The organism is Sphingomonas phyllosphaerae, assembly GCA_036946405.1.
GTDB classification, from domain to species: Bacteria; Pseudomonadota; Alphaproteobacteria; order Sphingomonadales; family Sphingomonadaceae; genus Sphingomonas; species Sphingomonas phyllosphaerae_D.
Window position 1 is genome coordinate 3,136,686 of record JAQIJC010000001.1, and the last position, 21,749, is coordinate 3,158,434.

Genomic DNA, 21,749 nt, shown 5'->3' on the forward strand with positions numbered 1-21,749 from the left:
AGCGGAAGGGATGACCTTGACCATGAGATCAAGATGAAGATTAACCGTGTTTTCTTGATCGGTCGCCAATATGGAAACGCTTCATCTACCGAAAGTGTCACTCGTCTCGATTTGGTACTGACAGGCCGATAGACAAGTCGGGATGCTCCTGCATAATTGGCGGGCCTGTTCATCAGGTGCGGAATGAATGCGGCCCCCGGAACCGCTCATAGCGTGTCCCTTGCACGTTGGCCGAAATGCTTCACCCTGTTGCACTGGCCTCCGCCCGTTCTGCTGCCCGCCCCTATCCTCGATCAGCGCCGGGTGCGTAGCAGCCGTGATCCCAGCCAGCGCCGGACCGGCTGATCGTAGTAGATCAAGCTGAGCGTCGCGACGGTCAGCGCGGCGACCAGCACGCCCGCGGCGACGACCGCGCCGAGCGTCGCGCTCGGCTGGCGGTCGGTCACCCATGCCGTGTACAGATAGATGAACGGGAAATGCGTGATGTAGAGCGGGAAGGAGAGCGCGCCGAACAGCCGCGCGATCCGGATCGCACGACCGTCCGCCGCCTTCTCGCCCGCACCGATCGCGACGATCAACGGAAAGACGAGGATGACGCACGCGGCCTCGTAAACGCCGTTGAGCCATAGCCGCTCGGTGCCGCCGAACCGTGGCAGGCTGACCGCGATGACCAGCAACGCGCTGCTGACGAGGAAGGCGTGCCGGACCCGAAGCCGCGCGCCCAGCCGCATCATCAGCACGCCGGCGAAGAACGGGAACATGACCCGCGTCATGCCGATCCGGATACCATTGGCATCAAGCGCCCAGCCGCCGATCAGATCGCCGCGCGGGCCGAACACCAGCAGGTGGACCAGCGCCAGCGCCGCCACCGCCACCAGCACCGCCATCGCGCGAGCGGAGAGCTTGCGCAGCCCGGCCGCGTACAGGAGGTTCGCGATATATTCGTAGAAGAGCGACCATTGCGGCCCGTTGAGCGGATAGATCTCGTCCCAACCGCGAACGTCGCCACTCTTGGGAAGCGGGATCATCGCGAAGCCGAGCAGCATGACGCCGATCACCTGCGCAACCGATGTCCCCGCGACCTTGGGGAAGGCCGGCGACGCCTGCATCGAAAAGAGCGCGGCCCCAAGCACGCTGCCCAGCACGACCATCGGTTGCAGACGCACAAGCCGCCGCAGGACGAACCCGCCGAAGCCCATGCGTCCCCAGCGGCCATCATAAGCGTAAGCGATGACGAAGCCCGACAGCGTGAAGAAGAAGTCGACCGCCAGATAGCCGTGGTTGACGATCTGCCGCTGCGGATTGCCGCCGGAAAATGGCTCGAAGAGATGGAACAGCACCACCATGATCGCCGCCACGCCACGTAGCCCGTCGAGCAGGACGAAATGCTCCTTCGGCGGGGTGGTCGTATCGGTCGAGGCAGCAGCGGTGGCGATCATCCGACCGGCATGACGAAGCAGTGGCGTCGACGCAACGCCCGGGTGGTCGGAACGCGAATGTCGGGCGGAGCCGCACGGTCGATGCTGCGTTGGCGTGCGAATGAAGAACAGGCTTTCGCAACAGGATGACGCAAGCGTGCGGCAGGCGGGGACAGGTAGATGACCGATTCCGATCGTCCGCTTCGTCTCGGGTTTCCCGTCAAGGTGATGGGCCGCCCCGATCTCAAGAGCCAGGACACGCGGCGCTGGCAGAAGAACCCGCATCTGAAATGCTCGCTCGAACTGCTGGACGCGGTGCTCGATTATCTCAGGTCCGAGAAACTCGACATGTACCGGCTGTCGTCGGACATCGCGCCCTACGCCACGCATCCCGATATGCCGCAATTCCACTCGATGGTGTCGGACAGCGATGCGGAGCTGCGCGCCTTCGGAGCGAAGGCCAGAGCGTACGATATCCGCCTGTCGTTCCATCCGTCGCAATATGTCCTGCTCAACTCGCCCGACGCCGCGCTGACGAAGAAGAGCATCTGGGACCTGTCGAGCCAGGCCGAGATGCTCGACCGCATGGAGCTGGACGACGAAGCCGTGATGATCACGCATGTCGGCGGCGTGTACGACGACCATGAGGCGAGCCGCGCGCGCTGGATCGAGGGGTGGGAGCAATGCCCCGAGCACGTCCGGCGACGGCTGGTGCTCGAAAACGACGACATCCGCTTCTCGGCCGCCGACGTGTTGTGGATACACGAGCGCACCGGCGTGCGTCTGATCTTTGATTACCAGCACATGTGGTGCCTCAACCCCGAACGGCTGGACATGCGCGAGACGCTGGAGCGCTTCCTCGCCACCTGGCCGAAGGGTGTGCGACCGAAGATCCACTTTTCCTCACCGCGCACGGAACTGCGGGAGATCAAGCAGAAGATCACGCCGAAGGCGCGTGCGGCGGCGAAGGTGGGAACGGCCAAGGTGAGGAAGGGCGAAATGCTCAAGGCGCCGGTCAAGGCCGGCGCGCGCATCAAGACGGTGCTGCGGCCGCCGATCTGGACCGGACACGCCGACTTCACCAACCCCTTCGAATTCGCGACGTTCATGCGGATGGCGGAGGGGCTGGTGTTCGACGTGATGCTGGAGGGCAAGTCGAAGGATCTCAGCCTGCTGCGGCTGCGCCCGGACCTGTTGCGCTTCGCCCCCGATGTCGCGGCGCGCTTCGGGATCACCGATGAGGATGCCGCGACCCTAGCCGCCGACGAGGCACGGCTGGAGCGCGGCGTCGGGGCCGAGGCGACGCGCGACGTCGACGAGGGCGAACCGATCGGGGCGACGGAGATTGATGGCGATCAAGCAGAAAGGGCATGAACAAAGGTTGATCCACGACCGTTTCGTTGGTGATCCGATATGGCGTGGCGGCTGTTCGTCGCGACAATGTCGACAAGCGAGGATGACGGGCATGGCCGAGCTGACGCTGGACGAGCTGTCGAAGAAGATGGCCAAACTCGACTTCGCGATGTTGACGACGCATTCGGGCGACGGCGTGACGACCGCCCGCCCGATGAGCAACAACGGCGATGTCGATTACAGCGGCGACAGCTACTTCTTCTCCTACGGGCATTCACGCAAGGTCGCGGACATCCGCAGCAAGCCGCAGGTCTGCCTCAGCTATACGGGCGCGACGGGAATGCTCGGCGGACCGCCGCTGTTCGTCGCGGTCGAGGGCGCGGCCGAACTGATCGACGACAAGGCGCAGTTCGAGGCGCACTGGACCAAGGATCTCGACCGCTATTTCCCCGAAGGCATCGACACGCCGGACGTGGTGATGATCAAGGTGCGCGCCGATCGCATCCGCTATTGGGACGGTGGCGACGAAGGTGAGCTGCGCGCTTGAGCGACGCGACGGGACCGGGCGACGCTCCGCCCGCGATGGCGATCTGCGTTCCGGCCCGTAACGAGGCGGCGCGACTGCCGCGCCTGTTCGACGCGTTGGAGCGGCTCGCCGTCCCTGCCCGCACGACCGTGCACGTCTGCGTACTGCTCGATACGTGTACCGACGGCAGCGCCGCGGTAGCGAGCGCCTATGCCGGGCGCGCCCGCCATCAGGTGCATGTCGCCAGCGTCGAGGGGGCGGCCGCCAATGCCGGGATCGCGCGCCACGCCGCGATGACGCTCGGCATCGCAGCCTTGTCGGACGCCGATGATGTCCTGCTCAGCACCGATGCCGATAGCTGGCCCGCCACCGACTGGCTGCCCGCGACGCTCGCTGCCCTCGCTGCGGCCGATGTGGTTGCCGGTGACGTTCGCCGCCGCGCCGGTGTTCCCGATCGCGCGCAAGATCGCATCGAACAATATTACACACGCCTCCATGCGCTGCGCCGCCGGGTCGACCCACTGACATGGGAGACGTGCGCGACGCATCATCACGCCAGCGGCGCCAATATGGCGATGCACGTGGCCACCTATAAGGCCGTGGGCGGGTTCGCTCCCGTGGCGAGCGGCGAGGATGCGCGGCTGCTCGACGATGCGTCACGCGCCGGCTTGCGGGTTCGCCGCGACGCGGCCAGCGTCGTGCACACATCGGCGCGGCGACACGGCCGCGCCGTCGGCGGGCTGGCGACCGCGCTCCAGATGCTCGATCGCACGGGATGCGAGAGCGTGCGCGTCACCGATCCGGACGACCAACTCTGGCAATATCGCCACCATGCGCTCGCCCGGCGCGCGTTTGCGGCGTCCGAGCTGTCGTCGCTCGTCCCGGCGCTTCGCTTGAGTCTCGACCATCTGCGTGGGGTCGCGCGCGACTGCCCGAACGCGGAGGCGTTCGCGATGCGGGTGGTTCCCGAGGCGCCTGCGGGAATGCGGCAGGTGCCGCTCGCCGTTGCCGAGCACACGCTCGCCGCGCTGATCGACGGTACGATGCCGGCGCAGGCAGCATGAGCGACGTGCGCGCGCGCCTCGCGGCGCTGGCCAGGGATCATCGAGCGGCGCAAGACCCGGAGGATAGCGCGGCGCTGCTCGGGCTGTTGCGGCAGTTATACGCGGTGGGGCGCGAAGACCTGCCGCTCGGTCGGCTGTTCGAAGGCCATGTCGACGCGGTGCAGATCGTCACGCGCTATGGCACGCCGGCGCAGCATCGCGCGCTCGCCGTGGCAATCGACGCCGGGGCGACGCTGGGCGTCTGGAACGCCGACCTTCGTGGCGAACCGCTGCGGCTCGACGATGACCGGCTGAGCGGCGGAAAGAGCTTCGCATCGGGCGCAGGTATCCTGACGCACGCGCTGGTCACCGTCGAGGTGGCGGACGCGCGGCAATTGGTGCTGCTCGATCTGCGCGCCGCAACGCCGGCGATCGATCACGGCATCTGGCGCGTGGCCGGAATGCAGCGATCGGAGTCGCATGTCGTGCGCTGGCATGACGTGCCCGTTCCCGCCGACGCGCGGATCGGCGCGCCCGGCGATTACGTGCGCGAGCCGTGGTTCAGCGGCGGCGCGTTACGGTTCGCGGCGGTGCAGGCTGGTGGCATCGCGCGGCTGGTCGATGCGGTGCGCGACCATCTGGTGGCGCTCGACCGCGCGGCGGACCCGCATCAGGCCGGGCGGCTGGCGCGGCTCTTCGGACTGGCGGAGAGCGCGGCCGCGGGGGTACGCCGTGCCGCCGAGACTTGGTTCATCGACGATGCCGCGCGGCTGCCGCACGTCGCCGCGGCGCGCGCAGCGGTCTATGCCGCGGGCGGCGAAGCGCTCGGGCTCGCGCAGGAGGCGGTGGGTGTGTCCTCACTGTTTCTCGACCACCCGCTCGCCGCGACGATCACCGACCTGGCAATGTACCTGCGCCAGCCCGGCCCCGATGCGCAGCGGATGCAGGTCGGCGCGGCGGTGGCGTCCGGTATCCTGCGGCCGACGCTGTGAGGTTCGATGCTGGCCGACCGCGCGCCCTGCTGGTGGTCGCGCCGCATCCCGATGACGAAGCGATCGCTGCGCATGGCCTGATCGCGCGGCTCGCGCGGCGCGGGGTGCGGATCGCGGTCGTCGTCGTCAGCGATGGCGCGGCGTCGCATCCCGCCAGCACGGCATGGCCGCGCGCGCGGCTGATCCGCGAGCGCGAGCGCGAGACGCGGCGCGCGATGCGGCGGCTGGGCGTGCCGGCCGCTGCCCTCACCTTCCTCGGGCTGCCCGACGGGCGGCTCGACGCGCATCGCGCGGACGTCCGCCACGGCATCGCGCGGGCGGCGCGCGCCTTGCCGACGCCGTTGCTGGCGCTCGCTCCCTCCTGCGCCGACGCGCATCCCGATCACCGTGTGGTCGCGGCGGCGGCCGCGCGGCTGCCGAACGTGCATTGGTGGCGCTATCCGGTGTGGCCGGCGGGGCAGCGGCTCCGCGGCGCGCGCGTCCTGGCGCTGTCCACCCAGCAACGCCTCGCCAAGCGCCATGCGATCCGCAGCTATCGCACCCAGGCCGGACGGATCACCGACGATCCGGGCGGCTTCGCGATGAGCAGGCAGCAGATCGCCGCATTCAGTCGCCCGCAAGAGGTGTTCGCGCGGGCGACCGGGCGGTGAGGCCGATCACGCTGGGCGGGTTCGAGCGCACCTTTTCGAACGATCCCGATCCGTGGCGGACCTTCTCCGACCGGGACGAGGCGATCAAGCGCGCCGCGATCCTGCATGCGATCGGCCCCGGCGCGCACGGCCGCATCCTCGAACTGGCGGCGGGCAACGGATCGAACAGCCGCGCGCTGGCGGCGCGCGCGTTGCGGCTGGACGCCACCGAGGCGACCGCCGCGGGAACCCGGCTGGTGGCAGCGGCGCTCCGCGGCCATGCGCCCCGCGCCCGCGCGCTCCGGCTCGCGGTGCCGGCACGCCTGCCCCGTGCACGCTACGACGCGATTCTGATCGCCGAGCTGCTCTACTATCTGACCCCGGGGGCGATGGCGCGCACTGCGCGCGATTGCGCACGGGCGCTGCGCCCGGGCGGAACGATGGTGCTCGCGCATCATCGCATCGACTTCCACGACTTCGCGCAACATGCCGCGCACCTGCAGCGCGCCTTCCTCCGCCAGACGCGACGGCAATGGCAGGTCAGGACCGTCCGTCGCACCGGACGCTGGGTGGTGCTTGCGTGCACGATGGCGGGCGCCCCGTCGCACGCCTGTGCGAAGCCGGCCCCGGAACAATCCGCTGACGACGATGCTTGTACGCTGTTGAGGTGTCACCTCCAACGAAGGGGATTTCCATGAAGAAGCTTTTTGCGATCGCGATGCTGGCAGGTGTGGCGTCATTGAGCGCGTGCAACTCGAGCCCGCGCGAGCAGGCCGCGGACAACATCGAGGCGAACGCCGAAGCGGTGGCGGACAATCTCGAGGAGGCGGCCGACAACGTCGACAACGACGCCGCGGAGGATCGGCTGGAGAACAAGGCCGACGCGGTACGCGAGCTTGGCGACAGGAAGGCCGAGGACATGCGGACCAACGACGCCGACACCAACCTGAAGAACGGCATGTAGGGCGGATCGACATTCATGGTAGCGTCCTGCTGCCCTCGCCCCTGGACAGGGGAGAGGAATAGCGGAGCTTGCCAGCTTGCTGGCTAGCGCAGCTTGGGTTAGGGGGTCGAGCGAGCCGAAGGCTCGCGCGCTCGCTTTTGCGAGCGCCACCCCTCACCCAGCTCCGACTAAGACTTTGCTGCGCAAAGCCCAAGTCTGCACAACCCTCTCCCCTCTGCGAGGGGCGAGGGCAGGAAATGCGACCATGAATGTCGATCGATCCTAAAGCAGCAGCCGGTCGCGTCTGATACGCAGCGTGACGATCAAGCCGCCCTTCGACCAATTATAATCGATCGAGCCGCCAAGCTGCCCCGCCACGCTGCGGTTGACCAAACGGCTGCCGAATCCTGCCGCTCCATCGGGTGCCTCGACGGTCGGTCCGCCCCGCTCCGACCAGGTGAGAACGAGATCTTCGTCCTCCGCCTTGCTCGACAGGTCGAGCGTACCGGAGGGCACCGACAAAGCCCCGTATTTCATCGAATTGGTCGCCAGCTCGTGAATGGTGAGCGCGAGCGCGGTGGCCGATGCCTCGCCGACCCCGGTGCGTTCGACGGCCACCCGGATGCGCCCCTTGAAGGCACCGAGGTCGTCATACGGGGCGAGAAGAATCGACAACAGGTCGCCCAGCAAGGCGGCCGCGCCCTGCCCGTTCACCGGGGGGCGCACCAGATCGTGCGCACGCCCCAGTGCGGACAGGCGAGCGGTGAGATCCTGCGCCATATCCTCGACGCTGGTCGCCGATCGTGAGGTGATCGCGGTCAGCCCGGTCGCGATCGACAGCAGGTTCTTGACCCTGTGGCTCATCTCGCCGGCCAATAGTTCGCTGCTCTCCTCGGCCTGCTTGCGCCCGGTGACGTCGAGGAAGATGCCGAACATCGTACGCTCGACGATATCGGCATCGTCACCCTTTCCGCGCGCGGCGACCCAGCGGACCTCGCCGTCGACGAGAATCCGGAAGTCGGTTTCGTACGATCCGAGGATCGCGCGCGTGGCGGCGAACGCCGAACGCACCCTGTTGCGATCCGCCGGATGGATATGCGACGACAGTTCCTCGAAGGTCACCGCGTTGCTCCACGGCATCCCCCACAGTTCGAAGCCGAACGCGTCCATCGTCAGATGATCTGTGTCGACGTTCCACGACCACATTGCCACGCCCGCCGCCTTGATCGCGCGACGAAGCTGTTCGGGCTGCCACTCGAGACCGGTCGGTGCATCGTCGCTCATTCGGTCCCCCATCGCTTTCCGGGCTATATTCCGGAGCGTGGGGATGCGCGCATTGATCTGCATGAAGATGCCGCGCTTCGGTCCAGCGGACGGCGGGCGGCTACACCGCCTTGCGCAACGGCTCCGGCTTCTTTTCGTCGGGCAGGATCTCCGCGAGATGTTCGTGGACCGTCCGCTGGTTGAACGGCTTGGCGATGAACGTCGCCTTTTCCGGCATGTCGCCCTCCACCGGACAGACATGGCCGGAGGCGATGACGATCTCGATCTGCGGCCAATGCTCGGCGACATGCCGCGCCAGCGCGAAGCCGTTCATCGCGCCGGGCATGTCGACGTCGGAAAACAGCAGCACCGTGCTCTCCCAATGCTTGGAGAGCAAGGCGACGGCTTCGTCGCCATCGAAGCTTTCGTGAACGCGAAATCCGGCATCCTCGAGGATGAAGGTCGTTTCCATCATGATGATGGGATCGTCTTCGACGACGACGGCATAGGGGACGGTGGAAAGCGACATGAGTCACTTAACCACCGTCGATCTTCGTAGTTGCCCCGCCGGTGACGATTACCGGCGTAGCGCCTCAGCCAAGCCGTGCCAGCGCCGCCGCGAACCGCTCCGCATCGGCGCTCTTCTCGGCGTGATCGGCACGGGCCTTCTCGACCGCCTCGGGCTTGGCGCGCTCGACGAAACTCGCATTGCCCAGCCGCCCGGCCAGCGCATCGCGCTCCTTCTCCGCCGCCGCCAGCGACTTCTGCAATCGCTGCCGCTCGGCATCGAGGTCGATCACGCCCTCCAGCGCGAGCGCGAACGTCTCCGCGCCCCACAGGATCGGCGCCCGCGCCCCCTGCGCCTCGCCGGCGGTCAGCGTCACCCGCGCCAGCCGCTCGACATAGGGCGCGATCTCCGCCGGCACCTCGCCCGCGCCGGTATGCAGCGCGATCTTCGCGCCCGGGGGCACGTTGAGTTCGGCGCGCGCGCCGCGCACCGCCTCGACCAACTCGATCGCGCGCCCGATCTGCGCAGTGGCGGCCGGATCGAGCGCGCGCGCGTCCGCCATCGGCCAGTGCGCGACGATCAGCTCATGCTCCCGCGGGGCGAGCGCGTGCCATAGTTCCTCGGTGATGAACGGCATGAACGGGTGGAGCAGGATCAGGATCTGATCGAGCACCCAGCCCGCGACCGCCTTCGTCTCGTCGTCGATCGCACCTTTGATGAGTTCGAGATACCAGTCGCAGAAACGGCTCCATACGAACTGATAGATGGCGTTGGCCGCCGCATCGAAGCGATAGTCGGCCAGCGCGAGGTCGACCGCCTGCACCGTCGCCACCGTCTTGGCGATGATCCACTTGTTGACCGCGTGGCGAGCGACCGGCGGCTCGATCGTCGTCGACCCGCCGATGCCGTTGGCCTGCGCGAAGCGGCTGGCGTTCCACAGCTTGGTCGCGAAGTTGCGATAGCCCTCGACCCGCTTCTCATCCATCTTGATGTCGCGGCCCTGGCTTTCCATCGCCGCCATGAAGAAGCGCAGCGCGTCCGCGCCGTATGCGTCGATCAACCCGAGCGGGTCGACGGTATTGCCCTTCGACTTCGACATCTTCGCGCCGTCCGCCGCGCGGACGAGGCCGTGCAGGTAGAGCGTCCTGAAGGGCACGTCGCCCATGAACTCGATACCCTGCATCATCATCCGTGCGTCCCAGAAGAACAGGATGTCGAAGCCGGAGATCAGCACGTCATTGGGATAGCGGCCGTGGAGTTGCGCGCCCTCTGAGCCCCTCCCCTTCAGGGGAGGGGTTTGGGGTGGGGCAGTCTCGGGCGACGGTCTCGGTGAGACGTCCCCCACCCCCGACCCCTCCCCTGAAGGGGAGGGGCTGTCCGCATCGGGCCACCCCAAGGTCGCGAACGGCCACAACGCGCTCGAGAACCACGTATCGAGAACATCCTCGTCCTGCCGCAGCGCAACGCCCTCGCCCGCTTGGCGCTGCGCCGCTTCGGCATTCTCGGCGACGAAGATGCGGCCATCGTCGGCAAACCACGCCGGAATGCGATGCCCCCACCACAATTGCCGCGAGACGCACCACGGCTGGATATTCTCCATCCAGTTGAAGAACGTCTTCTCCCACGTCTTCGGCACGATCCTGATCTTGCCCGAGCGCACCGCCTCGATCGCCGGCTTCGCCAGCGTCGCGGCATCGACATACCATTGGTCGGTCAGCCACGGCTCGATCACCACGCCCGAGCGGTCGCCGTACGGCGTCTGGATCGTCCGCGCCTCGGCGTCGTGCGCGACCCCCTCCTTGTCGACCTGCGGGATCAGCACGCCATCGCCCTTAAGCCGCGCAACGACCGCCTTGCGCGCCTCGGCGGTGGTCAGCCCGAGGAACTCGGCGGGGATCAGTCCATCGGCGGTCTGCACCACCCGCGCCTGCGCATCGAGCATGTTGAGCATGTCGCGCGCCTCGATCCCGGCGCGGCGACCGACCTCGAAGTCGTTGAAGTCATGCCCCGGCGTGATCTTCACCGCGCCCGAGCCGAGCGCCGGATCGGCATGCTCGTCGGCGACGATCGGGATCAGCCGCCCGGTGATCGGCAGCCGCACCATCTGCCCGACCAATGCGCGGTAACGCTCGTCCTCGGGGTGCACCGCGATCGCCATATCGGCGAGCATCGTCTCGGGTCGCGTCGTCGCGACGTCGATATGCCCCGACCCGTCGGCGAGCGGATAGCGCAGGTGCCAGAAGCTGCCGCGCACCTCGCGCGTCTCGACCTCCAGATCGCTGATCGCAGTGCCGAGACCCGGATCCCAGTTCACCAGCCTTTTGTCGCGATACAGCAGCCCGCGCGCGTGCAGCTCGACGAACACCTTCAGCACCGCCTTGCTGAAGCCCTCATCCATCGTGAACCGCTCGTTCGCCCAGTCCATCGAACAGCCGAGCCGGCGGAGCTGGCGCGTGATCTGCCCGCCGCTCTCCGCCTTCCATGCCCACACCTTGTCGACGAAGGCCTCACGCGAGAAATCGGTTCGCTTCTGCTGCGACAGCGCCATCTGCCGCTCGACCACCATCTGCGTCGCGATCCCGGCATGGTCGGTGCCGACCACCCAAAGGGCGTCCTTGCCCTTCAACCGCGCGTGGCGCGTCAGGATGTCCTGCAAGGTGTTGTCGAGCGCATGGCCGATGTGCAGCGAGCCGGTCACGTTGGGCGGCGGGTTGACGATCGTCCACGGCTCGGCGTTGGGACGGTCGGGGCGGAACAGGCCCTTGTCCTCCCAATGGGCATACCATCTGGATTCGATCGCGGCGGGGTCGAAGGTCTTCGGAAGCTCGGTCATGTCCGTGTCTGTAGCCACGCCGGCCCGCGCTGAGAAGCCGCTGGCCAACACTTGCTTAACCCCCGCCGCTTACCAGTCGGTCCAGTGGGGGGCGAACGGGCCGATGGGGCGATTCCAGAACGATCACGACGAGATACGCGCAGCCATGCAGCGGTTTTCCGCGCTGCTGACGCGCGGCCACGATGCGGTGGCGGCAGAAATGCTGCGTGAGCGCGTGATCTTCTCGCACCTGCTGCACCGGCACCGGGTCGACGAGGACAACGAAACCGGGCGGACGCTGCCCGGCGCACCGCTCGCCGCCGCGCTGGCGGCGGACATGCGGGCGCTGCTGGCCGAATATAGCGCGCACGTGCGAACGTGGCCGCCGTCGCGCATTCCGGGCGAATGGGACGATTATACGCAGGCGGTGCTCAAGCTGCAGCAGCGGATGCGGATGCGGCTGGCGTGGGAAGAGCGCGAGCTGTTCCCACGGCTGTCGGCGGCTTAGCGCGCCCCTTTCGTCCAGCGATCCATCCAGCCCAGCACCTCGCGATACCATTGCCGCGAGTTGGCGGGCTTCAGCACCCAATGGTTCTCGTTGGGGAACACCAGCAACCGCGACGGGATATCGCGCCGCTGAAGCGCGGTGAACGCCGCCAGCCCCTGCGTATAAGGGATGCGGAAGTCCTTCTCGCCGGTGATGACCAGCTGCGGGGTCTTCCACTTGTCGACATAATTGACCGGGTTCCACTTCTCGAACGCCTGCGGGTCCTGGAAATAGGCCTTGCCGCCATGTTCCCATTCGTCGAACCACAGTTCCTCGGTCTCGTACGCCATCGCGCGCGCGTCGAAGACGCCATCGTGCTGGACGATGCACTTGAAGCGATCGGGCCAGCGCCCCTCGATCCAGTTCATCATATAGCCGCCGTAGCTGGCACCCAGCGCGCAGGCATTGTCGCCATCGAGCCACGCGAATTTGGTGGTCGCGGCGGCCAGCCCCTTTTGCAGGTCCTCGAGCGGCCAGCCGCCCCAATTGTTGCGGATCGCGTCGGTGAACGCCTGCCCGTAACCGGTCGAGCCGTGGAAATCGACCGCGACCAACCCGTAACCGGCCCCCGCGAACACCGCGGGGTTCCAGCGGTACGACCAACTGTTGTTGCTCGATCCCTGCGGCCCGCCGTGGACCATGAAAGCGACCGGCACCTTGGCCGCCGCGCCATAAGGCCGCACCGCATAGCCCCAGACGGTGTCGCCGTTCGCGCCCTTGAAGCTGAACCGCTCGACCGTCGGCATGTCGATGCCCGCCAGCCGTGCGGCATTGACCTGCGTCAGCCGCGACGTACTGCGTTGCGGGCCGACGCGGTAGAAATCGTCGGGCGCGGTCAGGCTGTTCATCGCCACCACCACGCCCTGCGCGCCGACCGCGACGCCCGAGACATGCCCGTCGCCGGTCAGCCGCGTCACCTGCCCATGCGCGACATCGACCTGGAACAGCGGCGTTTCCTGCGTGTCGTCGGCGGTGACGTACAGCGAGCGCGAATCGGGTGCCCATTGCAGCGACCCCGGCGAGCGATCCCAGCGCTCGGTCAGCGAGACGGTCTGCCCCGACGCCAGATCGCGGACCATCACCACGAAGCGATCCGCCTCGTAGCCCGCTCGGCGCATCGCCAGCCACGCCAGCTTGCGCCCGTCGGGCGATACGGCTGGCTGCGTATCGGTCGCCTGATTGGCGGCGGTCAGGTTGGTCGGCGCGGCGCTGGCGTCGGCGGGGACCGAGAAAATGTCGAGATTGGTCGACAGCGGCTCGATCCGTCCCGGCTCGCGCAGCGCGAAATAAACGGTGCGGCCGTCCGGGCTCCAGTTTACTTCCTCCGCGCCGCCGAACGGCTTGGACGGCGTGTCGCCCAGCAGTGACGGCGCCAGCGCCCGCCCGTTGCCGCGCGCGCCGGCAGCGGTCAGCGGCAGCACGAACAGTTGCGAGCGATTGCCGTCCGCCCATGTGTCCCAATGCCGCACGAACAACTGGTCGTAGGTGCGCCCGCTGCCGGCGTTCGCCGCCTTCTTCTCGACGGGCAGCTCCAGCGACGGCGCACCGGGGCGACGATCCGCCCAGATCAGCACACGGTCGCCGGTCGGCGCGACCTTGAAGCCGTTGAACCCGCCCTTGAAGTCGGTCAGCCGCCGCGGCGTGCCGCCGGTGACCGGCACGGACCAGAGCGCATCGTCGGCGGTGAAGTAGACGGTGTTGCCGACCAGTTGCGGATCGTTCTCGTCAAGCTGCGGGTCGGCGGCGAGCTTCACCGGCGCCGCGCCCTTGCGCGTCAGGTCGAGCTTCCACAGGTCGTAGCGGCCGCGATCGGCGGCGACATCGGTCTCGCGCTGCGCCCAGACCAGCCAGCGCCCGTCTTTCGACACGGCGGGCGCGCCGACGCGGCTGAGCGTGGTGACATCGTCGATGGTGAGCTGCCGGGCGAGAGCGGGCGCGGCGGTGGTGGCGGCAAGCGCGAGCAGAGTCGCGGTGGTCAGCATCTTCATGCGCGCGATGATAAAGCAGAAGGTCGCACGCGAGACAATCTCGCGGGGCGGCGCGGCCGCAGATGGTGGCGGTCCCCTCACTTGGAGCGCTGTGACATCGGTTTGACCCGTCATTGCGAGCGCAGCGAAGCAATCCAGTACCGGACCAAGACGCCCTGGATTGCTTCGCTTCGCTCGCAATGACGGCGTGCTCCGACCTCACCTCGTCATAGTCTGGCCATCGCCTCGGGATTGATCCCCAAGGCCCACATTTCTCGGTCGGAGAGAAGCAACGGGATCCCGGATCACGTCCGGGACGACAGTAAGATCACCCCTGCTTGGTGATCTTGGCAATCTCGCGCGCCACCATCTGCTCGACCAGATGCGGCAGGTTCTGGTCGAGCCAGTCGCTCAACATCGGGCGCAGCATCTCGCGCACCAGCCCTTCCAGCGTACCGTCGCCGTCCGGCTCGGACTTGACGATCAGCTTCGACAGCGCGCCCAGCGCCCCGCGCGTCGCCTGCACCGTGGCCGGCGACACGACCGGGGGCTCGTCAAGCGCTGCCGACGGTGCCGAAGTTGGGGCAGGTGCCGGTGCGGCGATCGATTCCGGCGCAGGGTCGGGGGCGACGCTCGGCATCGGCGTCGGCGGGACCGGAACGGTGACGCGCCCGTCGAACGCCGGTGAGGCGCGCGGCGGCGCGAATGACGCTGGCGGTGGTGCCACCGGCTCGGGTGCCGGCAGCGGCTCCGGCGCTGACAGTGGTTCGTTGAGTTCGAGGATCTGGTCGCGGGCCGGTTCGTCCTCGTCGCGCGGCGGCGGCGCGGGCGCGCGGCGCGGCGCGGGCGCCTCGCCCTCCTTGATGACCCGCTTGATCGAGGCGAGAATGTCTTCCATCGACGGCTCGCCGCTCACATCACCCATCGGGTCGACCTCGTAACGCTGCCCGTTGTCCTACGGGCGTGGAGTGTCGACACCTGTCGTCAATGCAGGCGTCCTGTCAACATTGCTTTCGAGCAGCGGATCGAGCGGACGCGTCACGACCGCGGTCTGCGCCGGGCTGTCGGCCGTGCTGCGCGACACCGGAACCGCCCGCTGCCCGTCGTCGAAATCGTTGAGCTTGCCGCGAACCTTCGCATAATGGATCGTCGGATCGTAGAGCGGTCCGCCATCCAGACCCAGATCCTCGGCCTCGGCGTGTCCCATCGCCGCCAGCAACGCAAAGCCCGCGACATAGGCATCGCGCCGTGCGGAGACGAGCGTCACCTGGCTGTTGAGCAACTCCTGCTCGGCATTGAGGATGTCGAGCACGGTCCGCGTGCCGACGCTGTTCTCGGCGCGCACGCCCTCCAGGCTCAGCTTGTTGGCGTTCACCGCCGCCTCGCTCGATGCGATCACCTCCAGCGAGGAGCGCCACACCGCATAGGCCGAACGCGCCGAGGCGATCACCTGCCGCTCGGTGGCGGTGGCCTGTTCGATCGCCTGTCCACGCAACTCCTGCGCCTGTCGCACCAGCGCACCCGGCCGCCCGCCCTGATAAAGCGGGAGGCTAAGCGTCACGCCCGCACTGGTCGCGTTGCCGGTCTGCACGCTGCCCAGCCCGGCCGCGCTGCCCTGCCCGAGCGAGCCGAGGAAGTTGAAATAATTCTGCCCGAGCGTGGCGCTGACCTGCGGGCGGCGGTTGGCGCGCGCGACGCGGATGTCGTAATCGGTGGCGTCCCGCACACGCCGCGCCGCGATCAGGTTCGGATTGTCCTGGATCGCGACGTCGACTGCGCCGTCCGCCGAAGCCGGAAAGGCCGGCAGCTGCGGCGGGGCTTCCAGCACCCCCGGCGGCGAACCGACCAGCCGGACGTAGTTCTCGCGGCTCGAGATCAACGTCGCCTGCGCCGATTGCAGCTGCGCGCGGGCAAGGCTCAAGCGCGCTTCGGACTGTGCGACGTCGGTGCGCGTCAGGTCGCCGACCTCAAAGCGGTCGCGGCTGGCGCGCAGATTGGTTTCCAGCACACGCACGTTCTGCGTGTTGAGCCCGACGATCGCCTCGTCGCGGATCACGTTGTTGTAGGCGCTGACCACGTCGGTGAAGGTCGTCGCCTCGGTGCCGCGCAGATTGGCCTGCCCGGCCTCGACGCGCGTCTCCGCCGCCAGCACGCCGTTGCGCACCCGGCCGCCCTGATACAGCGGGACCGTCACGCCCAATTGCGCGTCCAGCCGCCGCTCGGGCGTGGTGAAGCTGTTGCCCCCGCGCAGGAAATTGTCGGTCAGCCCGGTCTGCGCGGTCGCGCTCGGCCGCCCCTGCGACCGCGCGATCGGCACGTTCTCGTCATTGGCGCGCTGCGCCGCCCGCTGCGCATTGAGCGTCGGGTTGTCGCGATAGGCGCGCACCAGCGCCTCGCGGAGCGTCTCCGCCGGCGCCGGGGTCGCCCCGGCCAGCACCAGGGTGATGGCAACCGATGACAGCAGCGACGGCGAGCGAAGGCGCAAAGGTATGATCCTCAGAAGGTGAAGCTGCGCGGGCGCGCGAAGCCGGGAAGCCGGACCGAATCTATATCCGCAAACGGCGCCAGCGCGGTCGCCGCGCCGCGATGCGTTCCCGCCGCGAGCCGGAACACGCCGCGATCGACCAGCCCGCTGACGATCCGCCCGCCATCGACGACCTGCGACGCCAGCGTCGACGGCAGTTCCTCGATCGCGCCATCGACGATCAGCACGTCATACGGCGCGCCGGCCGGATGACCGTGCTCCAGCGGCCCTTCGACCAGCGTGACGTTCGGCGTCTGCGCCAACGCCTCTCGCGCATGGGCGGCCAGCTCGGGCAGCGACTCCACCGCCACCACCTCGGCGACCAGCGACGCCAGCACCGCGGCGGTATAGCCCGCCGCCGCACCGATCAGCAGCACGCGGTCGCCCGGCTGCAGCCGGGCCTGCACCAGCAGCCGCGCGGTGGCGAGCGGCGTGTTGAGCGCCCGCCCCTGCCCCAAATCGACCGCGCGATCGACATAAGCGAGCGCGGCGGCGTGCGAAGGCACGAAGCGTTCGCGCGGCACCTCCGCCATCGCGGCGACAATGCGCGGATCGTTGACCGCGGTGGTGCGCAACTGGCTGGCGACCATCGCCTGGCGCATCGCGGTGAAATCGTCATTCCGGAGAGCGGGGGCGGAGAGGGTCATGAGCCGTCCTGTGGCATAGCTGTTTTATCGATGCAACACACGTTGCGCCATCGGGCTTGTATCGCGCGCGGAACACACTTTGCAATCGGCGGCTTGACATGCCGCCACCGCGCCCACGGCGCACGCCCCTGCCCTTGCCTCGACGGTCCCCGGTCGACGTGCCGGAAAGGGACCGGGGCGCCTCCGCCCTGTTGCAGCGCGGCATTCCGCCGTGCAAGCCATTGCGGAGGCTGCTACAATGCGCCTTTCATGGCGCTCTCGGGTGTGAGAGCCGTTCATGCACCGGCGAGGGACGATGCGCGGTAACAGACAGCTTATTCCGACGACCGACAGAGCGCCATCGTTCGTGGCAGCCCCGCTCGGCGCGCGCGCGGAGCGCCTGAAAAGGAGCAGCCGGCTTGTCGACCGGGCGCGGATGTCGGCGGACGAGCAGCCGTATCCGGGTGAGTGGTTTCAATATGTCATCCTGACGCTCTTCTTCAGCCTGCTCTACAAGCAGGTGGCACTGGGCCTGGTGTTGCACGTCATTCTGGGCCTGGCCTGGTTCCGGATGCAGGCGGTGCGCTGGGTGGTGTCGCCGGTCCCGCTATGCCTCGCGATCGTCTACACCGCTCTGGCGACGGTCACCGCCTTTCTGGTCGGCTTCGGCGAGGGCGCGTCGCGGACCGTCCAGTGCGTCCTGGTCGTCGGGGCGGTCGCCAGCACGTGCAAATATGTCGCGATCATCGACGAACGCACCAGAAGCAGGCTTCTCGTGAAGTTCACCATCCTGAACGTCGTCGTGCTCGTTCATCTGGTGCTGTATCACGTCCTGCGCGGTCAGATGGTGACGTGGAAATACCTGTTCGATACCAAGTTCGTGCTATCGTCGGTCCCGGTCATCTTCTTCGGATACGAGGACAAGGTCAAAAGCAGGTCCTCGGCTTACTGGTACATCGGCCTGATCGCCTTGACCGCCATCGTGCTCTTGAGCGGAGAGCGGAAAGCATATGTCCTGCTCGTCGCGCTGTTCTTCACCTCGCGGGCGTCGATCATCCAGAAGTCGACGGTGGCGACGACCGCCGCCGCGGCAGCGCTGTTGATCGTCGCCGCGCTACCCAATTCCTATGTCACGCGGCAGCTTACCAGCGGCGGCAACCATGCCGGCGAGCTGAGCAACCGCTTCTTCTTCTCGCTTCGGGATTTCAGTTACCAGAGCGATTATGTGAGGACGTTCGTCAACCGGAACGCCCATCAGTTGTTCGAGCAGCATCCGATCTTTGGGGTCGGCGCAACGGGATATGGCGCCTGGGCGCGAAAGCGCTACGGCGACCTGACGACATCGCGCGGCTTTTCGATGAACGTTCATGGCGAGAAGAACCGCGTCCCCGCCGAGAGCGGCCTGATCGGGATCGCCGTGGCAATCGGCCTCATCGCGTCATCGGCGTGGCGGATCGGCCTCGCGCTCGTCGCGGCCGGCGGAAGCGCTGCGTCCTCGCGTCAACGGCTGCCGCTGTATCTGTTCTTCTTCTGCATCAGCTATTGCCTCGTCGAGGCAATGGACACGTCGATGCTGTGGGTGATCCTGACGACCGGCTTTACGGCCGCAAGCCTTCGCGTCGAGCAGGTCTCCCGTCAGCAACGCCGCGGGAAGTTCAGAGCCAGCGCACGCCGAATCTATGCGCCTTCGACCGACCACGGATCGCACGGCACCTTTGCGTGACGGTGGATGCGGGAACGACTCCGACGTGAAGGGCTAGATCGCGCGGCTGACGCTTCGATTTTGAGAGATCACGCTTCAGCTTCGGCCTCTAGCGCTTTGACCGGATGGAACAAAGAAGGACCACAACGACGCAGGGCGACCTCGCCTCCGAACTCATTTCCAGCAGGGCTTGACGCGACCTCAAAACCTCAGCATTTGCGCGCCCTCACCGGCCTCGAGGCGCGATGGCGGAGTGGTGACGCAGAGGACTGCAAATCCTTGCACCCGGGTTCGATTCCCGGTCGCGCCTCCAGCGGCCCGTGTCAGCCGGGCCGCCCGATCGGAACGATATAGCGCTGCCCCGTGGCGGTGACGCCCGTCTCGACCGTCAGCCCATAGGTTTCGCCGACCAGCGCGGCGGTCAGCACGTCCTCCGCCGCCCCCGCCGCGACCACGCGGCCGTCGCGCAGCAGCACGACATCGTCGGCCAGCCGCGCCGCGAGGTTCAGGTCGTGCACCACCAGCACCACCCCGCTGCCGCCCTCCGCCACCGCGCGCAGCTGCGCGCCGACCTCGAGCTGATGCGCCGGGTCGAGGCTGGCGAGCGGCTCGTCGGCGAGCAGCCATTCGGGCTGTCCGGCCAGCACCCGCGCCAGCAACGCGCGTGCGCGCTCGCCGCCCGACAGATGCTCGACCCCGCGCCGCGCGAAGGCGGTCATGCCGGTCGCAGCGAGAGCCGTCTCCACCGCCGCGCGATCCTGCCCCGTCTCGCCCCAACGTCCGCGCCAAGGCAGCCGCCCCAGCGCGACCAGCGTCGCGACGTCGATGTTCCAGTGCACGTCCGCCGCCTGCGGCAGGAAGCCGATCCGCCGCGCCCGCGTCTGCGCCGGCAGCGCCCGCACGTCGGTGCCCTCCAGCGACGCGCTTCCGCCGGCCGGCGCGTGCAGCCCGGCTAGGCAGGCGAGCAGGCTGCTCTTGCCCGCGCCATTCGGCCCGAGCAGCGCCGTGACGCGCCCGCTCGCAAAGGCCGCATCGACCGATCGCAGGACCGTCTTGCCTCCCAGCGTCAGCGAGACGCCTTCCGCTGCCAGCACGCTCATGCCAGCCGCCGCCGCATCGCGATCAGGAGATAGAGGAAGAACGGCCCGCCCAGCATCGACATCGCGATCCCCAGCCGCAGTTCGCTGACGGTCGGCGCCAGTCGCACGAGGCTGTCGGCCAGCGTCAGCAACAACGCCCCGCCCAGCGCCGCAGGCAGCAGGATCGCGGACGGCCGGTGCCCCGCGAACGGCCGGACGAGGTGCGGCACGATCAGTCCGACGAACCCGATCACCCCGGCCGCCGCCACCGACGCGCCGACCGTCAGCGCAACCCCGACGATCACCGCCAGTTGCAGCCGCCGCGGATCGACCCCCATCGAGCGGGCGGCCTGCTCGCCGAGCGTCAGCGCGTCGAGCGACCGCGCGGTCCGCGCCAGCACCATCATGCCGAGCAGGATCAGCGGCACCGATACCAGCACCTCGTCCCAGCTCCGGTCGGTCAGCGCGCCCATCAGCCACGTCATGATCTCCGACGCGGCGAAGGGCGTCGGCGCGAGACTGAGCGCCAGCGCGGTCAGCGAGCCGGTGATGCTGGTCAGGATCATGCCCGCCAGCGTGAACAGGATCAGGCTGCCCGACCGTCCGGCGATCAGCGCCAGCGCCGCCATCGTGACCGCTGCCCCGGTCAGCGCGAAGCCCGGCAGCAGCCACGTCTGCGCCGCATAGCCGAAGTACAGCGAGCACACCGCCCCGAACGCCGCGCCCGACGACACGCCGAACAGCCCTGGATCGGCCAGCGGATTGCGCAGATAGCCTTGCATCGTCGCGCCCGACATCCCCAGTGCCGCGCCGACCGCGAGCGCGAGGATGGTGCGCGGCAGCCGCAGCTCGACGATGATGATCGAGCGCGGATCGGCGGCGGTCCATCCGTCGAGCGGCACCCATACCTTCCCCGAAGCGATCGAGAGCGCAGCGGCGAGCAGCACGCCCGACGCCAGCAGCAGCGTCGCGCGCGTCATCGGGCGGCGACCTGCGCGCGCACCGCGCGCAGCCGCGCCATGCCGGCGATGATCGTCGGACCACCGCAATTCATCAACCGCCCCGCGAACGGCGCGATCGCGACCCGCGTGCCAAGCCGCTTCAACGCGCGGTGCCGCTCGATCCGCTCCCCCGCCCCTTGCGCGGCCGCGACCGACAGCACGACGCGGGGCGGATCGGCGAGCAGATATTCCAACGGCAGCACGTCCCAACGCTTCAAGCCATAGCCGGCGCTGGCATTGCGGAAGCCGGCACGGCGCAGCATTTCGTCGGGCAGCGTCCCCGCCCCCGGCACCAGCCCGCCCGGCCCGAAGATCACCGCGGACACCGGCGTAACCGCCTCCGCGCGCGCGGCGGCGGCGATGCGCGCGGCCAGTGCCGCCCCCCGCGCCGGGTGCCCGATCGCGTCTGCGAGTTCCCGGACTTGCTGCGCGCTCTCCGCGATCGTGTCGGGCAACGCGAATTGCCGCAGCTTGATATGCATCCGCGTCAGCGCCGCGACCGTTGCGGGCGCGACATGCCCGCTCGCCACGACCAGATCGGGACGCAGCGCCACCACTTCCTCGGCGGTGCCCGACGTGGCGGGAAAGCGTTGCGCCCAGGCGAGCGGGACCGAAGTGGCGCGCGGATCGTGCGAATAATGGCTGATCGCGGCGATCTGCGCCGGATCGGCGACCTGCATCAGCATCGCGTCGAGACACGGGTTGATCGACACCACGCGCGGTGCGCGCGCCGGCGCCGCGCCGACCAGCAGCGGCATCGCCAGCACCGCCGCGGCGCGCCGTGCCCCGCGAAAACTACGATCGTTCACCTTCGTC

At 68.2% G+C, this 21,749-nt stretch carries 20 protein-coding genes and 1 tRNA gene; 10 read left to right on the top strand and 11 right to left on the bottom strand.

Going from position 1 to position 21,749, the window contains the following annotated elements; all coding sequences use genetic code 11:
* Positions 1–293: 293 nt before the first annotated feature.
* A complete protein-coding gene (locus PGN12_14645; GenBank protein ID MEH3105125.1) occupies positions 294–1,439 on the bottom strand; it encodes an acyltransferase in 1,146 nt (381 codons plus the stop codon).
* Between the two features lie 159 nt (positions 1,440–1,598).
* Here PGN12_14645 and uvsE point away from each other — a divergent pair, with 159 nt between their 5' ends.
* From uvsE to PGN12_14680, 7 genes are all read left to right on the top strand, one after another.
* Positions 1,599–2,792, top strand: coding sequence for a UV DNA damage repair endonuclease UvsE (gene uvsE / locus PGN12_14650; protein ID MEH3105126.1), 1,194 nt, complete (start codon positions 1,599–1,601; stop codon positions 2,790–2,792).
* A 91-nt stretch (positions 2,793–2,883) separates the two neighbouring features.
* On the top strand, positions 2,884–3,318 hold the full coding sequence (locus PGN12_14655) for a pyridoxamine 5'-phosphate oxidase family protein (GenBank protein ID MEH3105127.1): 435 nt from the start codon (positions 2,884–2,886) through the stop codon (positions 3,316–3,318).
* Entirely contained in the window at positions 3,315–4,361 is a 1,047-nt protein-coding gene (locus tag PGN12_14660) for a glycosyltransferase (GenBank protein ID MEH3105128.1), read from the top strand. The genes PGN12_14655 and PGN12_14660 overlap by 4 nt, the downstream gene beginning before the upstream one ends.
* Positions 4,358–5,332 (top strand): acyl-CoA dehydrogenase, encoded by a 975-nt coding sequence (locus tag PGN12_14665; GenBank protein MEH3105129.1) that lies wholly within the window; start codon positions 4,358–4,360, stop codon positions 5,330–5,332. Before PGN12_14660 ends, PGN12_14665 begins: the two co-directional genes overlap by 4 nt.
* Positions 5,329–5,982 (top strand): PIG-L family deacetylase, encoded by a 654-nt coding sequence (locus PGN12_14670; protein MEH3105130.1) that lies wholly within the window; start codon positions 5,329–5,331, stop codon positions 5,980–5,982. The genes PGN12_14665 and PGN12_14670 overlap by 4 nt, the downstream gene beginning before the upstream one ends.
* Positions 5,979–6,659: a class I SAM-dependent methyltransferase gene (locus PGN12_14675; GenBank protein ID MEH3105131.1), complete on the top strand. Its 681-nt coding sequence runs from the start codon at positions 5,979–5,981 to the stop codon at positions 6,657–6,659. The genes PGN12_14670 and PGN12_14675 overlap by 4 nt, the downstream gene beginning before the upstream one ends.
* Positions 6,656–6,925 carry a hypothetical protein gene (locus tag PGN12_14680; protein ID MEH3105132.1) on the top strand — a complete coding sequence of 90 codons (270 nt, stop codon included), beginning with the start codon at positions 6,656–6,658 and terminating at the stop codon, positions 6,923–6,925. The genes PGN12_14675 and PGN12_14680 overlap by 4 nt, the downstream gene beginning before the upstream one ends.
* Before the next feature lie 261 nt (positions 6,926–7,186).
* On the opposite strand, the gene PGN12_14685 is transcribed toward PGN12_14680, so the two are convergent.
* From PGN12_14685 to PGN12_14695, 3 genes are all read right to left on the bottom strand, one after another.
* Complete coding sequence (locus PGN12_14685) at positions 7,187–8,188, bottom strand: PAS domain-containing protein (protein ID MEH3105133.1); 1,002 nt, start codon at positions 8,186–8,188, stop codon at positions 7,187–7,189.
* A gap of 100 nt (positions 8,189–8,288) precedes the next feature.
* The gene (locus tag PGN12_14690; GenBank protein ID MEH3105134.1) at positions 8,289–8,696 is read right to left on the bottom strand and encodes a response regulator; all 408 of its coding nucleotides are present in this window, start codon (positions 8,694–8,696) and stop codon (positions 8,289–8,291) included.
* A 64-nt stretch (positions 8,697–8,760) separates the two neighbouring features.
* Positions 8,761–11,508 carry a valine--tRNA ligase gene (locus tag PGN12_14695; GenBank protein ID MEH3105135.1) on the bottom strand — a complete coding sequence of 916 codons (2,748 nt, stop codon included), beginning with the start codon at positions 11,506–11,508 and terminating at the stop codon, positions 8,761–8,763.
* Between the two features lie 145 nt (positions 11,509–11,653).
* Here PGN12_14695 and PGN12_14700 point away from each other — a divergent pair, with 145 nt between their 5' ends.
* Positions 11,654–11,995: a hypothetical protein gene (locus PGN12_14700; GenBank protein MEH3105136.1), complete on the top strand. Its 342-nt coding sequence runs from the start codon at positions 11,654–11,656 to the stop codon at positions 11,993–11,995.
* Here PGN12_14700 and PGN12_14705 read toward each other — a convergent pair.
* The 4 genes from PGN12_14705 to PGN12_14720 all read right to left on the bottom strand — a co-directional run bounded on the left by PGN12_14705 (position 11,992) and on the right by PGN12_14720 (position 17,172).
* Positions 11,992–14,022: a S9 family peptidase gene (locus PGN12_14705; protein MEH3105137.1), complete on the bottom strand. Its 2,031-nt coding sequence runs from the start codon at positions 14,020–14,022 to the stop codon at positions 11,992–11,994. The two genes, PGN12_14700 and PGN12_14705, sit on opposite strands and share 4 nt — an antisense overlap.
* Positions 14,023–14,329: 307 nt before the next feature.
* On the bottom strand, positions 14,330–14,926 hold the full coding sequence (locus PGN12_14710; protein ID MEH3105138.1) for a DUF2497 domain-containing protein: 597 nt from the start codon (positions 14,924–14,926) through the stop codon (positions 14,330–14,332).
* Positions 14,927–14,956: 30 nt separating this feature from the next.
* Positions 14,957–16,486 (bottom strand): TolC family outer membrane protein, encoded by a 1,530-nt coding sequence (locus PGN12_14715; GenBank protein MEH3105139.1) that lies wholly within the window; start codon positions 16,484–16,486, stop codon positions 14,957–14,959.
* 11 nt (positions 16,487–16,497) lie between these two features.
* Positions 16,498–17,172, bottom strand: coding sequence for a protein-L-isoaspartate O-methyltransferase (locus PGN12_14720; GenBank protein MEH3105140.1), 675 nt, complete (start codon positions 17,170–17,172; stop codon positions 16,498–16,500).
* 346 nt (positions 17,173–17,518) lie between these two features.
* On the opposite strand from PGN12_14720, the gene PGN12_14725 reads away from it, so the two are divergent.
* Together PGN12_14725 and PGN12_14730 are read left to right on the top strand one after the other, a co-directional pair.
* A complete protein-coding gene (locus tag PGN12_14725; protein MEH3105141.1) occupies positions 17,519–18,874 on the top strand; it encodes an O-antigen ligase family protein in 1,356 nt (451 codons plus the stop codon).
* Between the two features lie 218 nt (positions 18,875–19,092).
* A tRNA-Cys gene (locus tag PGN12_14730) sits at positions 19,093–19,166 on the top strand.
* A gap of 10 nt (positions 19,167–19,176) precedes the next feature.
* Here the strand turns inward: PGN12_14730 and PGN12_14735 are convergent.
* From PGN12_14735 to PGN12_14745, 3 genes are read right to left on the bottom strand one after another with little or no spacing between them, the layout of a single operon-like run.
* Complete coding sequence (locus tag PGN12_14735; protein ID MEH3105142.1) at positions 19,177–19,953, bottom strand: ABC transporter ATP-binding protein; 777 nt, start codon at positions 19,951–19,953, stop codon at positions 19,177–19,179.
* Positions 19,950–20,912: an iron ABC transporter permease gene (locus PGN12_14740; protein MEH3105143.1), complete on the bottom strand. Its 963-nt coding sequence runs from the start codon at positions 20,910–20,912 to the stop codon at positions 19,950–19,952. The genes PGN12_14735 and PGN12_14740 overlap by 4 nt, the downstream gene beginning before the upstream one ends.
* Positions 20,909–21,742 carry an ABC transporter substrate-binding protein gene (locus tag PGN12_14745; GenBank protein ID MEH3105144.1) on the bottom strand — a complete coding sequence of 278 codons (834 nt, stop codon included), beginning with the start codon at positions 21,740–21,742 and terminating at the stop codon, positions 20,909–20,911. The genes PGN12_14740 and PGN12_14745 overlap by 4 nt, the downstream gene beginning before the upstream one ends.
* Positions 21,743–21,749: the final 7 nt, after the last annotated feature.

What these genes read in the sequence shown, in the direction of transcription:
- PGN12_14645 (MEH3105125.1), bottom strand. Translation starts at nt 1,439, where the DNA reads ATGATCGCCACCGCTGCTGCCTCGACCGATACGACCACCCCGCCGAAG.
- uvsE (MEH3105126.1), top strand. Translation starts at nt 1,599, where the DNA reads ATGACCGATTCCGATCGTCCGCTTCGTCTCGGGTTTCCCGTCAAGGTG.
- PGN12_14655 (MEH3105127.1), top strand. Translation starts at nt 2,884, where the DNA reads ATGGCCGAGCTGACGCTGGACGAGCTGTCGAAGAAGATGGCCAAACTC.
- PGN12_14665 (MEH3105129.1), top strand. Translation starts at nt 4,358, where the DNA reads ATGAGCGACGTGCGCGCGCGCCTCGCGGCGCTGGCCAGGGATCATCGA.
- PGN12_14680 (MEH3105132.1), top strand. Translation starts at nt 6,656, where the DNA reads ATGAAGAAGCTTTTTGCGATCGCGATGCTGGCAGGTGTGGCGTCATTG.
- PGN12_14685 (MEH3105133.1), bottom strand. Translation starts at nt 8,188, where the DNA reads ATGAGCGACGATGCACCGACCGGTCTCGAGTGGCAGCCCGAACAGCTT.
- PGN12_14690 (MEH3105134.1), bottom strand. Translation starts at nt 8,696, where the DNA reads ATGTCGCTTTCCACCGTCCCCTATGCCGTCGTCGTCGAAGACGATCCC.
- PGN12_14695 (MEH3105135.1), bottom strand. Translation starts at nt 11,508, where the DNA reads ATGACCGAGCTTCCGAAGACCTTCGACCCCGCCGCGATCGAATCCAGA.
- PGN12_14700 (MEH3105136.1), top strand. Translation starts at nt 11,654, where the DNA reads ATGCAGCGGTTTTCCGCGCTGCTGACGCGCGGCCACGATGCGGTGGCG.
- PGN12_14705 (MEH3105137.1), bottom strand. Translation starts at nt 14,022, where the DNA reads ATGAAGATGCTGACCACCGCGACTCTGCTCGCGCTTGCCGCCACCACC.
- PGN12_14710 (MEH3105138.1), bottom strand. Translation starts at nt 14,926, where the DNA reads ATGGGTGATGTGAGCGGCGAGCCGTCGATGGAAGACATTCTCGCCTCG.
- PGN12_14720 (MEH3105140.1), bottom strand. Translation starts at nt 17,172, where the DNA reads ATGACCCTCTCCGCCCCCGCTCTCCGGAATGACGATTTCACCGCGATG.
- PGN12_14735 (MEH3105142.1), bottom strand. Translation starts at nt 19,953, where the DNA reads ATGAGCGTGCTGGCAGCGGAAGGCGTCTCGCTGACGCTGGGAGGCAAG.
- PGN12_14740 (MEH3105143.1), bottom strand. Translation starts at nt 20,912, where the DNA reads ATGACGCGCGCGACGCTGCTGCTGGCGTCGGGCGTGCTGCTCGCCGCT.